This window comes from Pseudomonas sp. GW456-L12 (assembly GCF_059424045.1).
Map to the genome: position 1 here is coordinate 90,575 of NZ_JBWKZA010000018.1, position 15,740 is coordinate 106,314.

The window sequence follows — 15,740 nt, forward strand, 5'->3', positions numbered from 1 at the left end:
CCTTATGGCCGCCGTAGAGGCGAAATCATGAAGACAACCATCGAATTGCCTCTCCTGCCATTGCGTGATGTCGTGGTTTATCCGCACATGGTTATCCCGCTGTTCGTGGGGCGCGAGAAGTCTATCGAAGCCCTCGAGGCCGCGATGACGGGCGACAAGCAGATTCTTCTGTTGGCTCAGAAAAATCCTGCTGATGATGATCCCGGTGAAGATGCACTCTATCGCGTAGGTACCATTGCCACTGTTCTGCAATTGCTCAAGTTGCCCGACGGCACCGTCAAAGTACTGGTCGAGGGCGAGCAGCGGGGCGCTGTGGAGCGTTTCAGCGAAGTGGATGGCCACTGCCGTGCCGAAGTCTCCCTAATTGACGAGGTGGACGCTCCTGAGCGCGAGTCGGAAGTCTTTGTCCGCAGTCTGCTGTCCCAGTTCGAGCAGTACGTGCAGTTGGGCAAGAAAGTCCCCGCCGAAGTGCTGTCGTCCCTCAACAGCATCGATGAGCCGAGCCGCCTGGTAGACACCATGGCCGCCCACATGGCGCTGAAAATCGAGCAGAAGCAGGAAATTCTCGAAATCATCGACCTGTCGGCGCGTGTCGAACACGTGCTGGCGTTGCTGGATGCGGAAATCGATCTGTTGCAGGTCGAGAAGCGCATTCGCGGTCGCGTGAAGAAGCAAATGGAGCGCAGCCAGCGCGAGTACTACCTGAATGAGCAGATGAAGGCCATTCAGAAAGAGCTGGGCGACGGTGACGAAGGTCACAACGAAGTCGAAGAGCTGAAAAAGCGCATCGATGCCGCCGGCTTGCCAAAGGATGCCCTGGCCAAGGCCCAGGCCGAGCTGAACAAGCTCAAGCAGATGTCGCCGATGTCGGCTGAAGCCACAGTGGTGCGTTCGTACATCGACTGGCTGGTTCAGGTGCCCTGGAAGGCCCAAAGCAAGGTTCGCCTGGACCTGGTGCGTGCCGAAGACATCCTCGACGCCGACCACTATGGCCTGGAAGAAGTCAAAGAGCGGATTCTCGAATACCTCGCCGTGCAAAAGCGCGTGAAGAAAATTCGTGGTCCGGTACTGTGCCTGGTCGGACCTCCAGGGGTCGGTAAAACCTCCCTGGCGGAGTCGATTGCTCACGCCACTAACCGTAAATTCGTACGCATGGCCCTTGGCGGCGTGCGCGATGAAGCGGAAATTCGCGGCCATCGTCGTACCTATATTGGTTCGATGCCGGGAAGATTGATTCAAAAGATGACAAAGGTGGGCGTTCGCAACCCGCTGTTCCTGCTCGATGAAATCGACAAGATGGGCAGCGACATGCGCGGCGATCCGGCTTCGGCATTGCTCGAAGTGCTCGATCCCGAGCAGAACCACAACTTCAACGACCACTATCTGGAAGTCGATTACGACCTCTCCGATGTGATGTTCCTTTGCACCTCCAACTCGATGAATATTCCGCCAGCGTTGCTGGACCGGATGGAGGTGATTCGTCTGCCGGGTTACACCGAGGACGAGAAGATCAACATCGCGGTCAAATACCTGTCGCCGAAGCAGATCCAGGCCAACGGCCTGAAGAAAGGCGAGCTGGAGTTCGACGAAGAAGCCATTCGCGACATCATCCGCTACTACACCCGCGAAGCCGGTGTACGTGGGCTGGAACGCCAGATCGCCAAGGTTTGCCGCAAGGCGGTGAAGGAGCATGCGCTGGAAAAACGCTTCTCGGTGAAGGTCACTTCCGACCTGCTGGAGCACTTCCTCGGCGTGCGCAAATTCCGCTACGGCCTGGCCGAGCAACAGGATCAGATCGGTCAGGTAACGGGCCTGGCCTGGACCCAGGTCGGTGGCGAGCTACTGACCATCGAAGCCGCCGTGGTACCTGGCAAAGGTCAGTTGATCAAGACCGGTTCGCTGGGCGACGTGATGGTCGAATCGATCACCGCGGCACTGACGGTGGTGCGTAGCCGTGCGAAGAGCCTGGGAATCCCCCTGGACTTCCACGAGAAGCGCGACACCCATATCCATATGCCGGAAGGGGCGACCCCGAAAGACGGCCCTAGCGCTGGCGTAGGCATGTGCACGGCTCTGGTTTCTGCACTGACCGGTATTCCGGTGCGGGCTGATGTGGCCATGACCGGGGAAATCACCCTGCGTGGTCAGGTGTTGGCTATCGGTGGTTTGAAAGAGAAACTTCTTGCAGCACATCGTGGTGGAATCAAGACCGTCATCATTCCAGAAGAGAATGTGCGCGATTTGAAGGAAATTCCTGACAATATCAAGCAGGATCTGCAAATTAAGCCAGTTAAATGGATTGACGAAGTCCTCCAAATTGCGCTGCAATACGCGCCGGAGCCCTTGCCGGATGTGGCTCCAGAGATAGTTGCAAAGGATGAAAAACGCGAGTCTGACTCTAAGGAAAGAATTAGCACGCATTAGTACGCATTAGCCTGGGGGGCTTCCTTGACAGCTTTTTAGAGCCCTTGTTATAAAGCGGCTCTTAAGTGTCTGTAGGCCATTCAGCACTGGTTTTTGCTTTCACCAAAAAACTTAGAATCATACTCAAATAGATATATAAGGGGACTTAGAGTGAACAAGTCGGAACTGATTGATGCTATCGCTGCATCTGCTGATATCCCGAAAGCTGCTGCTGGCCGTGCGCTGGATGCAGTAATCGAATCCGTCACTGGCGCTCTTAAGGCTGGCGACTCCGTTGTACTGGTTGGTTTCGGTACTTTCTCTGTTACCGATCGTCCTGCTCGCATTGGTCGTAACCCACAGACCGGTAAGACGCTGGAAATCGCTGCAGCCAAAAAACCAGGTTTCAAAGCCGGTAAAGCACTGAAAGAAGCCGTTAACTAAGCCTCCTTCAAGCCTTTGCCTACCCGGGTCGGGGTCTTTCCCGACCTGGCAGCGGAGCGGTAGGGCAGCCGGTTAGAAATCCGGTTTGTCACATCGGGGATCGAAGGTTCGAACCCCAGTCCGCTCCGCCAGTTACGAGAAAGGCGCATCCTCGGATGCGCCTTTCTTCTATCCGGACTCTACCCACGCTCCACGGTTGCTTAATTTGAAGTACAACCGTTTCTGGGGGACGCATGCTGCAGAATATCAGGGACAATTCACAAGGCTGGATTGCCAAGACCATTATCGGGGTCATCGTCGCACTGATGGCGCTGACCGGTTTCGATGCCATTTTTCAAGCCACTTCCACCAGTCAGGACGCGGCCAAGGTCAATGGCGAAGAAATCACCCAGAATGAGCTGAGCCAGGCGGTTGATATGCAACGCCGTCAGCTCATGCAACAACTGGGCAAGGATTTCGACGCTTCCTTGCTCGACGAGAAGCTGCTGCGTGAAGCCGCTCTCAAAGGTCTGATCGACCGCAAGCTGCTGCTGCAAGGCGCGGAAAACTCCAAGTTCGCTTTCTCTGACGCCGCTCTGGATCAGGTGATCCTGCAAACGCCGGAATTCCTGGTGGACGGCAAGTTCAGCCCTGAGCGTTTCGACCAGGTGATCCGTCAGCTGGGTTATAGCCGGATGCAGTTCCGTCAGATGCTGGCGCAGGAAATGCTGATCGGCCAGGTACGCGCCGGTCTGGCTGGCAGCGGTTTCGTGACCGATGCCCAGGTGCTGGCATTCGCTCGTCTGGAAAAGCAGACCCGCGATTACGCTTCCCTGACCATCAAGGCCGACCCTGCGGCAGTCAAGCTGACCGACGATGAGGTCAAGGCTTACTACGACGAACACGCCAAGGAATTCATGTCTCCGGATCAGGTGGTTATCGACTATCTGGAGTTGAAGAAGGCTTCCTTCTTCGATCAGGTCAGCGTCAAGGACGAAGACCTGCAGGCGCTGTATCAGAAAGAAACCGCCAACCTGTCCGAGCAGCGTCGTGCCGCGCACATCCTGATCGAAGTGAACGACAAGGTGAACGAAGCGCAGGCCAAGGCCAAGATCGAAGAGATCCAGGCGCGCCTGGCCAAGGGCGAAAGCTTCGAGGCGCTGGCCAAGGAGTTCTCCCAGGATCCGGGTTCGGCGAACAACGGTGGTGACCTCGGTTATGCCGGCCCTGGCGTCTATGACCCGGCCTTCGAGGAAGCGCTGTACGCCTTGAACAAGGACCAGGTATCGGCACCGGTACGCACCGGTTTCGGTTTCCACCTGATCAAGCTGCTGGGCGTCGAGGCACCTGAAGTGCCAAGTTTCGCCAGCCTGAAAGACAAGCTGACCCGCGAGCTGAAAACCCAGCAGGTCGAGCAACGTTTTGTCGAGGCGACCAAGCAGCTGGAAGACTCCTCGTTCGAAGCCTCGGATCTGGCCCAGCCGGCTCAAGAGCTGAAACTGACCGTACACACTTCCGCACCGTTCGGACGTGAAGGGGGCGAGGGCATCGCCGCCAACCGCGCCGTGATTCAGGCTGCTTTCAGCCCTGAAGTGCTGGATGAGGGTGCCAACAGCACCGCTATCGAGCTGGACCCGGAAACCGTAGTGGTCCTGCGCGCCAAAGAGCACCGCAAGCCAGAGCAGCTGCCATTGGACAGCGTCGCCAGCAGCATCCGCGCGCAATTGGCCAAGGAGCACGCCAGTGCTGCTGCCAAGGCCAAGGCCGATGCCTTGATCGCCAGCCTGCGTGAAGGCAAGACTGCGCTGAAGGCGCCTGTCGATGGCCAGAACTGGAAGGTTTCCGAAGCGGTGACCCGCGGTCAGGAAGGTGTTGAGCCGATCGTGCTGCAGACCCTGTTCCGCATGGCCAAGCCAGCGGCCAAGGACAAGCCGACCTTCAGCAGCGTGACGCTGCCGAACGGCAGCCTGGTGGTCTTGCAACTGAGTGGTGTGAACGAAGCCGCAGCTCCAACCGATGAAGAGAAGGCTCAGTACCGTCGCTTCCTCGCGTCGCGTGTGGGTCAGCAAGACTTCGCCGCGTACCGCAAACAGTTGGAAAACCAGGCTGACATCAAGCGCTTCTGATGCCCGACTGAAGTAACAAACAGGAACCCCGGCCAACGCGCCGGGGTTTTTGTTTTCAGCGTATGGCGGGAAACCCATGGCGTCGGGCGTTCACGGCCACCAGCAGGCAAGCCAGCAACAGGCCGATGATCACCCAGGGAAACGACAATACGCCCGGACCTTCCAGCAGCACGCCACCCACCAGCCCGCCCCCGGCGATCGCCAGGTTCCAGGCGGTCACCAGCATCGACTGCGCGGCATCGGCAGCGCTCCCGGCAGCCTTGGCCAGTGCGGTTTGCAGCAACGTGGCCAAGCCTCCGAACGACAATCCCCAGAGGGCTATCGAGGCATAGACCGCCATCGGCGTATCGGCCTGGAACGCCAGCAGCAGCGCCGAAAGAGCGAACAGGACGCAACTGACGAGTACCAGTTGACGCAACCAGCGATCGATCAGCAGGCCGATGATCCAGATGCTCAGCAGTGCGCTCAGGCCGAACGTCAGCAGTACCCGGTCAATTTGCCCGCCGATGCCGGCCGGCTCCAGAAACGGTGCGATATAGGTGTATAGGATGTTGTGGCCCAGGACATAAGCGAAAGTCACGAACAGCACCGGCTTGACCCCGGGCAAAGCGAACACGTCCGTGAGCGGCAAGCGTTTGTCGGCGCGCTGGCCGGGAAAGTCCGGCACCTGCCAGCGCACCCAGCCGAGCAACAACAGCGTCAGCAGAGTCATCAGGGCAAAGCTCACCCGCCAGCCCACCAGCGTACCGAGCAGTGTGCCCGCGGGGATCCCCAGGGACAGTGCCAGTGGTGCGCCAAGCATGGCCACGGCGATGGCCCGCCCCTGCAGGTGCGGCGCGACCATGCGGCTTGCGTAGCCGGCCAGCAGGGCCCAGAGCAGCCCGGCAAATACCCCGGCGAACAAGCGGGCGACCAGGGTCAGGCTGTAGTTGGTGGAGATCGCGGTGACACTGTTGACCAGGGCAAAGCCGCCGATTGCGATCATCAGCAAAGGGCGGCGGCGCCAGCCTTGGGTGAGGATCACCAACGGGATCGCCGCCAGCAGTGAGCCAATGGCGTACAGGGTGACCAGTTGGCCGACCAGCGCCGGGGACACCGCCAGGTCCTGGCTCATCTGCGGCAGCAGGCCCGCGGGCATGGCTTCGGTAAGAATGGTGATGAAGCCGGCGGTCGCCAGCGCCAGCAGGCCACCCAGTGGAAGTCGGTCGCGACGCCTGGACTCGATGTCCAGCAGGTCGGCGGTGCCAAGAGGTTTGGTCATGGTGTCAGGCTCGCTACAGGTTTCAGGAAGTAGGGAGGCTGAGGGTAGGGCGCTGTGGTAAAGAGAAAAATAGGCTAAGGTTCCGAACTTATCGGACATCTGTGTCCGTAATGGTGAGGTCGGCGATGGACTGGTTGAGCAATATCTCGGTCTTCCTGCATGTGGCGAAAACCCGCAGTTTCACCGAGGCGGGGCGGTTGTTGGGGGTATCCTCGTCGGCTGTCGGCAAGAGCATCGCGCGACTCGAGGAGCGCCTGGAGACCCGGCTGTTCCATCGCAGTACCCGCAGCATCACCCTGACCGCCGAAGGCGCGAGTTTTCTCGAGCGCTGCCGCAGAATTGTCGCCGAGGCCGAGGCGGCCGAATTCGATCTGTGCAAGTCCTCCAATGCCCCGCGGGGCAAGTTGCGAGTCAGCCTGCCGCAGGTTCACGGCCTGGTGATGCCGGTATTGGTGGAGTTCATGCAGCGTTATCCGCAGATAGAACTGGATATCGAGCTGACGGACCGCATAGTGGATGTCGTGGAGGAGGGCTTCGATGCCGTGATACGGACCGGCAGCCCCGGCGACTCACGGCTGATGGCCCGGTCGCTGGGCCAGTTCCGCCTGGTGCTGGTGGGCACGCCTGGGTACTTTCGCGAGCGCGGCGTTCCGCAGGCCCCCGCGGACCTGGCTAACCATGGGTGCTTGCGGCATACCTTCCATAACACCGGCAAATTCGAGCATTGGCCGCTGCGACGAGCGGTCGATGCCCCGGAGCCGCTGTTGCCGACGCGTTTTGTCAGTACCTCTATCGAAGCGGTGGACCACGCCGTGCGCAGTGGGCTGGGGATCGCCTGCCTGCCCGATTTCATGGTGCGTGAGGCGGTTGCACGGGGCGAGTTGCAGCAGGTGCTCGATGAGCATCTGGAACACCGCGGCACCTTCTGGCTGCTCTGGCCTGCGAGCCGACACACCGCCGCCAAGCTGCGGGTGTTCATCGATCATCTGTGCGCGCGACTTTTTCCGGCAAACCGTGGTCAGTAGCCTTGTATTAATTTTAAGACACTAATCCGCGCGCCCTGTGGCCTCGAACTGTTGCACAATACGCCCCGGACCGTTTTCCTCAGGATTTTCGATGCATAGATCATTTCACCTGCGTGCTGCCGGGTTGACGCTGCTGCTGGCGGCCGTCGCCGGTTGTTCGTCGCAGAAGACCGCCATTTACGAGCATGAAAACTTCGATGACTCCGGCACTTTTTCGCGCAATTACCCGGTGAATGAGACGGCGTCCTGCGAGGCCGCCCGTCGCGCCTTGCTCAGCCAGGGCTACATCATCACCAGCAGCGATCCGAAGCTGGTCAGTGGTCACAAGAGCTTCCAGCAGACCGGCGAAACCCACATGGAGATCAGCTTCAGCGTGGTGTGCGCCCAGGATGGCAACAGCGGTCACCGTTCCACGGTGTTCGCCAACGCCCTGCAAGACCGTTATGCCCTGAAGAAGGTCAACAACTCGGCAAGCCTGGGGGTGGGTGTGCTGGGCTCGGTATCGATGCCGATCGGCTCGACCGACGACTCGATGGTCAAGGTCGCCAGCGAGACGGTTTCCTCGGCGAAGTTCTACGAGCGTTATTTCGCCCTGGTGGAGCTGTTCCTGCCGCAGGAAGCGAAAAAGGCCGCGCACATCATCGAGAAACCCAAGACCGATCTGGGCGTGCCCGAACCCAAGCCCGCCGAGCCTGCCGCAGCGCCGGCCCCGGCCCCAGTGACGCCACAACCGGCGCCTGTTGCACCGGCCGCCGAGCCGGCCCCGGCCACCCCTCCGGTTGTGCCAGCCGAATCGAACCTCTCGCAACCGCTGGCACCACCGGCGGAAGCGGCGCCCATTGCGCCGGGCGCACCTGCCGAGCCGACGCCGTCCACCGAGATCGTTACCCCGCCTCCCGCCAGCACCTTGCCGGCCCCGACAGAGCCGATTCCGGCGCCGCCACAGTAAGCATCTGCAGATAGCTGCGAGATCGACCCAGGTGTCGATCCCGCGGTTGCCGAGCCTCTCTGAAAATTTCTTTGCCAGCTCGCGGGTAAATCCGTTGCCAGCTGCTACGTTCCATTTGAGGGACGCAGATTGCGCGCGGTATTTTTTCTGTCACACCGGCACTTTATGCTGGTGGCCAAGGTCAGTAAGAAGACTACTCAGCGAGCAGATTACCTACACCCCACACACAAGGAGTCCGCCATGGACGATTACCAAGAAGAACTGCTGGAATTCCAGGCTTTCGAACTGGACCCGCTGGAACCCGCAGAAGACGCCACCGAGCTGTAACGCCGGTGGCGTTTTTTTTAGGCGGACTGCCGGTGGCTGCGACGAAATTCACCCGGTGTCTGGCCGCTCCAGCGCTTGAAGGCGCGTTGAAAGGCCTCGGCTGAGGCAAACCCCAACAGATAGGCAATTTCCCCGAAGGCCAGTTCGGTATCGCGAATGTAGGTCATGGCCAGGTCGCGACGGGTGTCGTTGAGAATGGCGCGAAACTGCGTGCCTTCCTCGGCCAGTTTGCGGCGCAAGGTCCAGGTTGGCAGCTTCAGGCGTGCCGCCACTTCTTCCAGGTCGGGTTCCCGGCCACCATTGAGCAAAGGCCCGAGCAACTGAGTGATGCGTTCACGCAGGCTGCGGGTACGGGTCAGTTGCTCCAGTTCCCGTTCACACAGTTGCAGCAGATGGCGCCAGGTACTGGGGCAGTGCTCGACATTGCGCTGGGCCAGGGTGGCCTGGCTCAGGCGCAGTTGATTGTGCTCGGCGCCGAACTGGATCGGGCAATCCCCCAGGCTGGTGTAGCGTTCGCGGTAATCGGTCTGGGCAAACTCGATCTCGATGCGTTCGGCCTTGACCGGTAAACCGAGGCTGCCCAGTTGCTGGAGCCAGCCGGCCAGGATCGAGTCCACCACAAAGCGGTTGTAGGCGTTATAGGGGCTGATGGAGTAGAAGCGCAGCCAGGCGCCGTCGGCGTCTTCGTGGAAGCTCGACTGGCCGCGATAGTTCGAGCCATACAGGGCCTCGAAGCGGGTCAGGCAGCGTGCGGCTTCACGCACGGTCGGCGCCTGGGCGGCGGTGACGCCCGCCAGCCCGGCCTGGCTCAGGCGGCTGAGCTGGCCCATGCGCAGCCCCAGCGCCGGATCGCCGGTCAGTTGAATCGCCGCGTGGCCCAGGCGCATGTAACGGGGAATCGACAGCCGCGCCCCGGCCTCGGCCAGGCGTGCGGTATCCAGTCCGTATTGTTCCAGCAGCGGCTGCGGGTCGAGGCCATGGCTGCGCACGGCGTCGGCCAGGCTATGGACGAAACCCACCGACAGGTCTCCGAGGCGCATCGGCTGGGGCTTCATGGATTTACAACCAGATATTCAGCAAGCGCGCGCCACGGGCATCGCCATCGGCGAAGTGCTCGCCGTTGCTGTTGATGAAGCTTTGTCCGGCGCTGCCCTGATCCCAGAACTGGCCGCGCAGAAACACGCTGACACCGGCGCTGGCCAGGCTGCTGGGCACGCGGCTGGTCAGGGTCAGGCGACGCCAGGCCTCGCCTTCGCTGACTTCTTCCGGCTTGAGGCTGACCTCGCTCGGGGTAGAGAGATTCTTGTAGCCGCGCCACGGCCGGTCCCAGGCGCCGCGGCCCATGACGAAGGCCGGGACCGCCACCAGTTGCGCGCCCTGGGCGTTGAGCTTGCGGTAGTTGTCCGGGTACCAGCTGTCGCTGCCGATCAGCACGCCCAGGCGCCCGGCCGGGGTGTCGACCACCTGCACAGTCTGGTCGGCGCTGGCCTGGATAAAACCGCGTTCGTCGAAGGTCGGGTACAGCTGGCGTTGCGGCTGGCCGATCGGCAGGCCGTCGCTGCCGAAGACCAGGGTGGTGTTGTACAGCGCGCCGCTGCCGATGCGCAGGTTGCTGCCTTCGATCACCGGCTCGGGCAGGACAATGGAGCCGGCCACCAGGGTGATACCAAATTCCTTGGCCAGGCCGCCGAACAGCCGCTGGTATTGATCGGCCATGCTCCTGGCCTTCATCCGCAGGTGCGCGTCGTCCAGGCGATTGTCACCCTTGGCGGTGATCAGCGCGCGCAGGAAGGGCAGTGGGTTGCTCACCGCCAGCCAGTTCATCGCCTCTTTCAGGCTGGCGGCCTGGTACAGCTCGTTTTTCTCGCCGCTGACCATTAGCCAGGTGCCAATGTGCTCCGGCAGCACCACCACAGTCTTTTCATTCAACAGCCCCTGGTCCCGGGCCTGCTGCAGGTAGGCCGCAAGCTTGCGGTGCAGGCGCTCGGGGCTCTGGTAATCGGTGGGGAACAGCTCGGGCTGGATGCCCAGCAGATTGCCGTGATCGGCCGGAGTGCCCTGGTCCACCGCGAGCTGGATGCGCAGGTCGGAAAGGTAGTGACCGATCGGCCGCTCGCGGGTCCACAGGGCGTAGCTGGTGATGGCGGCAATCAGGGCCAGGGTGAAGGTGAAATAAAGAAGTTTGCGCATGGGAAGACAGTCGGCAGCCGTGTGCGGGATTCGCTGACTAGGGTAGGGCCCATGTCCGCGATTGCCAAGGCCGGGCTGCGCATTTGGATCAATAAGTTGTCAGTTACGGTCATTGAGCGCCTTGGGGGCTGCTCTTAGTCTGTCGAACATGACCGACGGAGGCCGCAGAGCTTCCGCATTTTTTCCGTGATCGTTCGATGTGGAGTTACCGATGGCCGCCGCTCACTACCCGCATTTGCTGGCCCCGCTGGACCTGGGCTTTACCACCCTGCGCAACCGTACCCTGATGGGCTCGATGCACACCGGCCTGGAAGAAAAGCCCGGTGGCTTCGAGCGCATGGCCGCCTACTTCGCCGAGCGCGCCCGCGGCGGCGTTGGCCTGATGGTCACCGGCGGCATCGGCCCCAACGACGAAGGCGGCGTGTACTCCGGCGCGGCCAAGCTGACCACCGAGGAAGAAGCGCTCAAGCACCGCGTCGTCACCCGTGCGGTCCACGAGGCGGGCGGCAAGATCTGCATGCAGATCCTCCACGCCGGGCGTTATGCCTACAGCCCGAAACAGGTGGCACCGAGCGCGATCCAGGCACCGATCAACCCGTTCAAGCCCAAGGAGCTGGACGAAGAAGGCATCGAGAAACAGATCCGCGACTTCGTCACCTGCTCCAGCCTGGCGCAGCAGGCCGAGTACGACGGCGTCGAGATCATGGGTTCCGAGGGCTACTTCATTAACCAGTTCCTCGCCGCGCACACGAACCACCGGACCGACCGCTGGGGCGGCAGCTACGAAAACCGCATGCGCCTGCCGGTGGAAATTGTCCGCCGCGTGCGCGAAGCGGTAGGCCCGAACTTCATCATCATCTTTCGCCTGTCGATGCTCGACCTGGTGGAAGGCGGCAGTACCTGGGAAGAAATCGTGCAACTGGCCCAGGCCATCGAGCAGGCCGGCGCGACCCTCATCAACACCGGGATCGGCTGGCACGAAGCGCGGATCCCGACCATCGCCACCAAGGTGCCGCGTGCCGCCTTCAGCAAGGTCACGGCCAAGCTGCGCGGTTCGGTATCGATCCCGCTGATCACCACCAACCGCATCAACACCCCGGAAGTGGCCGAGCAGATCCTTGCCGAAGGCGACGCCGACATGGTTTCCATGGCGCGGCCGTTCCTCGCCGACCCGGAGTTCGTCAACAAGGCGGCTGCGGGGCGTGGCGACGAAATCAATACCTGCATCGGCTGCAACCAGGCCTGCCTGGACCACACCTTCGGTGGCAAGCTCACCAGCTGCCTGGTCAACCCGCGGGCCTGCCACGAGACCGAGCTCAACTACTTGCCGGTGCAGCAGATCAAGAAGATCGCCGTGGTCGGCGCCGGCCCTGCCGGGCTGTCCGCCGCGACCGTGGCGGCCGAGCGCGGCCACCAGGTGACGCTCTTCGATTCGGCCAGCGAAATCGGCGGCCAGTTCAATGTCGCCAAGCGCGTGCCGGGCAAGGAAGAGTTCTTCGAAACCCTGCGCTACTTCAAGCGCAAGCTGCAGACCACCAACGTCGAGCTGTGCCTGAACCGCCGGGTCGATGTCGAGCAACTGGTGGCCGGCGGCTATGACGAAATCATCCTGGCCACTGGTATCGCCCCGCGCACACCGGCAATCCCGGGCGTCGACAACGCCAAGGTCCTGAGCTACCTGGACGTGCTCTTGCAGCGCAAGCCGGTGGGCCAGAAAGTGGCGGTGATCGGGGCCGGCGGCATCGGCTTCGACGTCTCCGAGTTCCTCGTGCATCAGGGCGTGGCCACCAGCCAGGACCGTGAAGCGTTCTGGAAGGAGTGGGGCATCGACACGCACCTGGAGGCCCGTGGCGGCGTCGCCGGCATCAAGCCCGAGCGCCATGCCCCGGCGCGCCAGGTGTTCCTGTTGCAGCGCAAGACCTCCAAGGTCGGCGACGGCCTGGGCAAGACCACCGGCTGGATCCACCGCACCGGCCTGAAGAACAAGCAGGTGCAGATGCTCAACAGCGTCGAATACCTGAAGATCGACGACGCCGGCCTGCACATCCGCATCGGCGAGAGTGGCGAACCGCAGGTCTTGCCGGTGGACAACGTTGTGATCTGCGCCGGCCAGGACCCGCTGCGTGAACTGCACGAAGGCCTGGTGGCCGCCGGGCAGAGCGTGCACCTGATCGGTGGCGCCGATGTGGCCGCCGAGCTGGACGCCAAGCGAGCGATCAACCAGGGCTCGCGCCTGGCCGCCGAACTCTGATCCGCCGCTAGTCATGGCCACCGCGACTAGCGCGGTGGCCTGATTACGTCCGCTGCGTGGCCGATCGCAGCCTGCGCCAGCGGTTACACCGGGGATCAGGTAACCGCTGGCGAAGCCTGCGATCGGGGCCGTAGGACCCGCTATCAGGGACTCCGCGGTTTTGCTGATAGACTCTCGCCTCACTCCTTCCAAACCTCCCCATCCATGGCGTTTCCTGCTTCCTTCGACTGGCTACCCAGCGCACCCTTGCAACCCCTGGACCTCGACTGGCTGACCGAGGCCGGGGTCGAGGTGGCGGTCTTGCGCCTGGACCAGATCGACCCGCTGATCTCCGGCAACAAGTGGTTCAAGCTCGCCCCGCATCTGGCGGCGGCTCGCCAAGCCGGCGCCTGGGGCATCATCAGCCTGGGCGGCGCGCACTCCAATCACCTGCATGCGCTGGCGGCCGCCGGCAAGCGTTTTGGTTTTGCCACCGTGGGGCTGCTGCGTGGCCATCCGCAGGACACGCCCACCGTGCTCGACCTGCAAGGCTTTGGCATGCGGCTGCACTGGCTCGGTTACGCCGGCTACCGGGCGCGGCATGAGCCAGGGTTCTGGCAGCCCTGGCAGGCGCAGTACCCCGGGCTGTTCCCGGTGGCGGAGGGTGGCGGTGGCTTGCTCGGGGCGACCGGCTGCATGCCGCTGGTGAAGCAGTTGCGCAGCCAGCTGGATACCCTGGGTTGGGACGACTATCACGGCTGGTGGCTGGCCGCCGGCACCGGCACCACCCTGGCCGGACTGGTGTTGGGGGAAGCCGGTGCCCACCCGGTGTATGGCGCCCTGGCGGTGCCGGACGATCATGGCGTCGCGCAGCAGGTGGCGGCGATTGTGCGGGAGGCGGGGCTGCTGGCTGCGGGCTATGAACTGCTCGATAGCAGTCGTGGCGGTTTCGCCAAGGTCGACCCGCTGCTGCTGGAATTTATCGAGGAGAGCGAACGGCACAGCGGCATCCCCCTGGAGCCGCTGTACACCGGCAAGGCCTTGCTGGCCCTCAAGCAACAGGTCGAGGCCGGGCGGTTTGCCGCCGGCAGCCGCCTGGTCTTCGTCCATACCGGCGGCTTGCAGGGCCGCCGGGGTTTCGCCGCGCCAGCGCAGCCTTAGCCGCGTTTGGGCAGCATGCGTTGCAGGGTGTTGTCGCGCATAAAGTAGTGGTGATAAAGCCCAGCCACCGCATGCAGCCCGATCAGCCAGTAGCCGACGGTGCCCAGCAGCACGTGCCAGCCTTCGACCTGCTTGGCGAACTGTTTGTCTTCAGCCACCAGCAGCGGCAGGTCGATGCCGTAGAACATCACCTGATGGCCTTCGGCGCTGGTGATCAGCCAGCCGAGGATCGGCATGGCGATCATGAACAGGTACAGGGCCCAGTGCATCAGCTTGGCCAGGACCGTCTGCCAGCTCGGCGGGGTCGGCAGGATCTTCGGCGCTACCCCCAGGCTGCGGGCGAACAGGCGCAGCCAGACCAGCACGAACACGGTCAGGCCGAGCATGAAGTGCGCTTCCTTGATCAGCGTCCGGCCACCGCTGCCCTTGGGGAAAATGCCGCGCAGTTCGATGCAGGCGTACACCGCGATCAACAACACCAGCATCAGCCAATGCAATGCAATCGACACCGTACTGTAACGGCTGTCGGAGTTCTTCCAGGGCATAGATCCTTCCTCGTTCATCAGGTCAGTTGTCTCCGTTCTTAACGACGGAGTGCTGTAACTGTAATCCTGTTTCCGAGGCTCTGCCCGGGGCAAATGCGCGGTTTGAGCGGGTAGCGGAAAAAAAACGGCAGCCGCGGATCGGGGCTGCCGTTGGGGGCAAGTGGCCGATCAGCTGCTTTGCGGCATCTCGCCGTTGGCCAGGCGCTGGTTGATGTCGGTGATCACCTGCGGCAGGTCGCTGATGGTGTCGATCATGTAGTGCGGGCGCGAACCTTCGAATAACGCGTGGATGCGCTGGCGCTCGCTGGCCAGGGTGTCGCTGCCCAGGGCGCGATAGGCTTCGTAGGTAAGGCCCAGGGCGTTGCCGGAGCAGATCAGGGCCACGGTCCACATGCCGGCGCGACGGCCTTCGAGAATGCCCGGCACGGTGTCGTCGATCTTCACGCAGGCGGCGACCTCGTCGATCCCCAGGGCGATCACGTTGGCCAGGGCCTGGGCCGGCCATGGGCGGCCGTTCGGCACTTCATCGGTGGCTACCACATGGTCGGCGACGTAGCCATGGGTCGCGGCCAGTTCCACCACCTTGTCCATGACCTGCTTCGGGTAGCCGGAGCAGGAGCCGATCTTTATGCCTTGCTGGCGCAGGGTGGCGATGGTCTCCAGGGCGCCGGGAATCAGCGCCGAATGTTCGGCGATCTTTTCGATCTGCAGCGGCATGAAGCGCTGGTAGATGGCGGTGACATCCTCATCGGTCGGGGTGCGGCCGAACACCTGGCGATAACGCTCGGCAACCTGCGGCAGGTCGCACAGGGTGCGGATATGGTCCCACTTGCCCATGCCCATCGGGCCGCGGGCTTCTTCGATGGAGACCTGTACATCGAACTCGGCGAAGGCTTCGACGAAGATCTGGGTCGGCGCGAAGGAGCCGAAGTCGACCACGGTGCCGGCCCAGTCGAGGATGGCGGCTTGCAGCTGGTTGGGGGTGTTGTAGTTCATGTGTCGAAGACCTGTGTGGGGGCGAGGCTTGCCCGCGATGATGAGGTTGACCTGAAAGAGCGCGGTGCCCGCATTCGCGGGCGAGCCTCGCTCCTACAGGTTGT

General features: G+C 62.4%; 13 protein-coding genes. 8 read left to right on the forward strand and 5 right to left on the reverse strand.

What is annotated here, in order from left to right:
- The first annotated feature begins 27 nt into the window (after positions 1-27).
- From lon to AC07Y9_RS21330, 3 genes are all read left to right on the forward strand, one after another.
- On the forward strand, positions 28-2,424 hold the full coding sequence (gene lon, locus AC07Y9_RS21320; RefSeq protein ID WP_102681090.1) for an endopeptidase La: 2,397 nt from the start codon (positions 28-30) through the stop codon (positions 2,422-2,424).
- Between the two features lie 93 nt (positions 2,425-2,517).
- Positions 2,518-2,847 (forward strand): HU family DNA-binding protein, encoded by a 330-nt coding sequence (locus AC07Y9_RS21325; protein WP_020296819.1) that lies wholly within the window; start codon positions 2,518-2,520, stop codon positions 2,845-2,847.
- Positions 2,848-3,080: 233 nt separating this feature from the next.
- The gene (locus AC07Y9_RS21330) at positions 3,081-4,952 is read left to right on the forward strand and encodes a SurA N-terminal domain-containing protein (protein ID WP_102681089.1); all 1,872 of its coding nucleotides are present in this window, start codon (positions 3,081-3,083) and stop codon (positions 4,950-4,952) included.
- Between the two features lie 55 nt (positions 4,953-5,007).
- On the opposite strand, the gene AC07Y9_RS21335 is transcribed toward AC07Y9_RS21330, so the two are convergent.
- Positions 5,008-6,213 (reverse strand): MFS transporter, encoded by a 1,206-nt coding sequence (locus AC07Y9_RS21335; RefSeq protein WP_102681088.1) that lies wholly within the window; start codon positions 6,211-6,213, stop codon positions 5,008-5,010.
- A 125-nt stretch (positions 6,214-6,338) separates the two neighbouring features.
- On the opposite strand from AC07Y9_RS21335, the gene AC07Y9_RS21340 reads away from it, so the two are divergent.
- From AC07Y9_RS21340 to AC07Y9_RS21350, 3 genes are all read left to right on the forward strand, one after another.
- Positions 6,339-7,238 (forward strand): LysR family transcriptional regulator, encoded by a 900-nt coding sequence (locus AC07Y9_RS21340; RefSeq protein ID WP_087091663.1) that lies wholly within the window; start codon positions 6,339-6,341, stop codon positions 7,236-7,238.
- A gap of 91 nt (positions 7,239-7,329) precedes the next feature.
- The gene (locus AC07Y9_RS21345) at positions 7,330-8,187 is read left to right on the forward strand and encodes a DUF2242 domain-containing protein (protein ID WP_102681087.1); all 858 of its coding nucleotides are present in this window, start codon (positions 7,330-7,332) and stop codon (positions 8,185-8,187) included.
- A gap of 129 nt (positions 8,188-8,316) precedes the next feature.
- Positions 8,317-8,514, forward strand: coding sequence for a hypothetical protein (locus tag AC07Y9_RS21350; protein ID WP_146021805.1), 198 nt, complete (start codon positions 8,317-8,319; stop codon positions 8,512-8,514).
- Between the two features lie 17 nt (positions 8,515-8,531).
- Here the strand turns inward: AC07Y9_RS21350 and AC07Y9_RS21355 are convergent, their stop codons facing one another.
- Positions 8,532-9,569, reverse strand: a complete 1,038-nt coding sequence (locus AC07Y9_RS21355; protein WP_007927193.1) for an AraC family transcriptional regulator — start codon at positions 9,567-9,569, stop codon at positions 8,532-8,534.
- A 4-nt stretch (positions 9,570-9,573) separates the two neighbouring features.
- Complete coding sequence (locus AC07Y9_RS21360) at positions 9,574-10,704, reverse strand: carbon-nitrogen hydrolase family protein (protein ID WP_102681086.1); 1,131 nt, start codon at positions 10,702-10,704, stop codon at positions 9,574-9,576.
- A gap of 211 nt (positions 10,705-10,915) precedes the next feature.
- On the opposite strand from AC07Y9_RS21360, the gene AC07Y9_RS21365 reads away from it, so the two are divergent.
- Both AC07Y9_RS21365 and AC07Y9_RS21370 read left to right on the forward strand, forming a co-directional pair.
- The gene (locus AC07Y9_RS21365) at positions 10,916-12,955 is read left to right on the forward strand and encodes an NADPH-dependent 2,4-dienoyl-CoA reductase (protein ID WP_102681085.1); all 2,040 of its coding nucleotides are present in this window, start codon (positions 10,916-10,918) and stop codon (positions 12,953-12,955) included.
- A 204-nt stretch (positions 12,956-13,159) separates the two neighbouring features.
- The gene (locus tag AC07Y9_RS21370) at positions 13,160-14,095 is read left to right on the forward strand and encodes a 1-aminocyclopropane-1-carboxylate deaminase/D-cysteine desulfhydrase (RefSeq protein ID WP_102690486.1); all 936 of its coding nucleotides are present in this window, start codon (positions 13,160-13,162) and stop codon (positions 14,093-14,095) included.
- Here the strand turns inward: AC07Y9_RS21370 and AC07Y9_RS21375 are convergent.
- Together AC07Y9_RS21375 and phnX are read right to left on the reverse strand one after the other, a co-directional pair.
- Entirely contained in the window at positions 14,092-14,640 is a 549-nt protein-coding gene (locus AC07Y9_RS21375; protein WP_007927183.1) for a cytochrome b, read from the reverse strand. The genes AC07Y9_RS21370 and AC07Y9_RS21375 overlap by 4 nt on opposite strands.
- Positions 14,641-14,808: 168 nt before the next feature.
- The gene (gene phnX, locus AC07Y9_RS21380; RefSeq protein WP_102681083.1) at positions 14,809-15,636 is read right to left on the reverse strand and encodes a phosphonoacetaldehyde hydrolase; all 828 of its coding nucleotides are present in this window, start codon (positions 15,634-15,636) and stop codon (positions 14,809-14,811) included.
- Positions 15,637-15,740 lie beyond the last annotated feature (104 nt).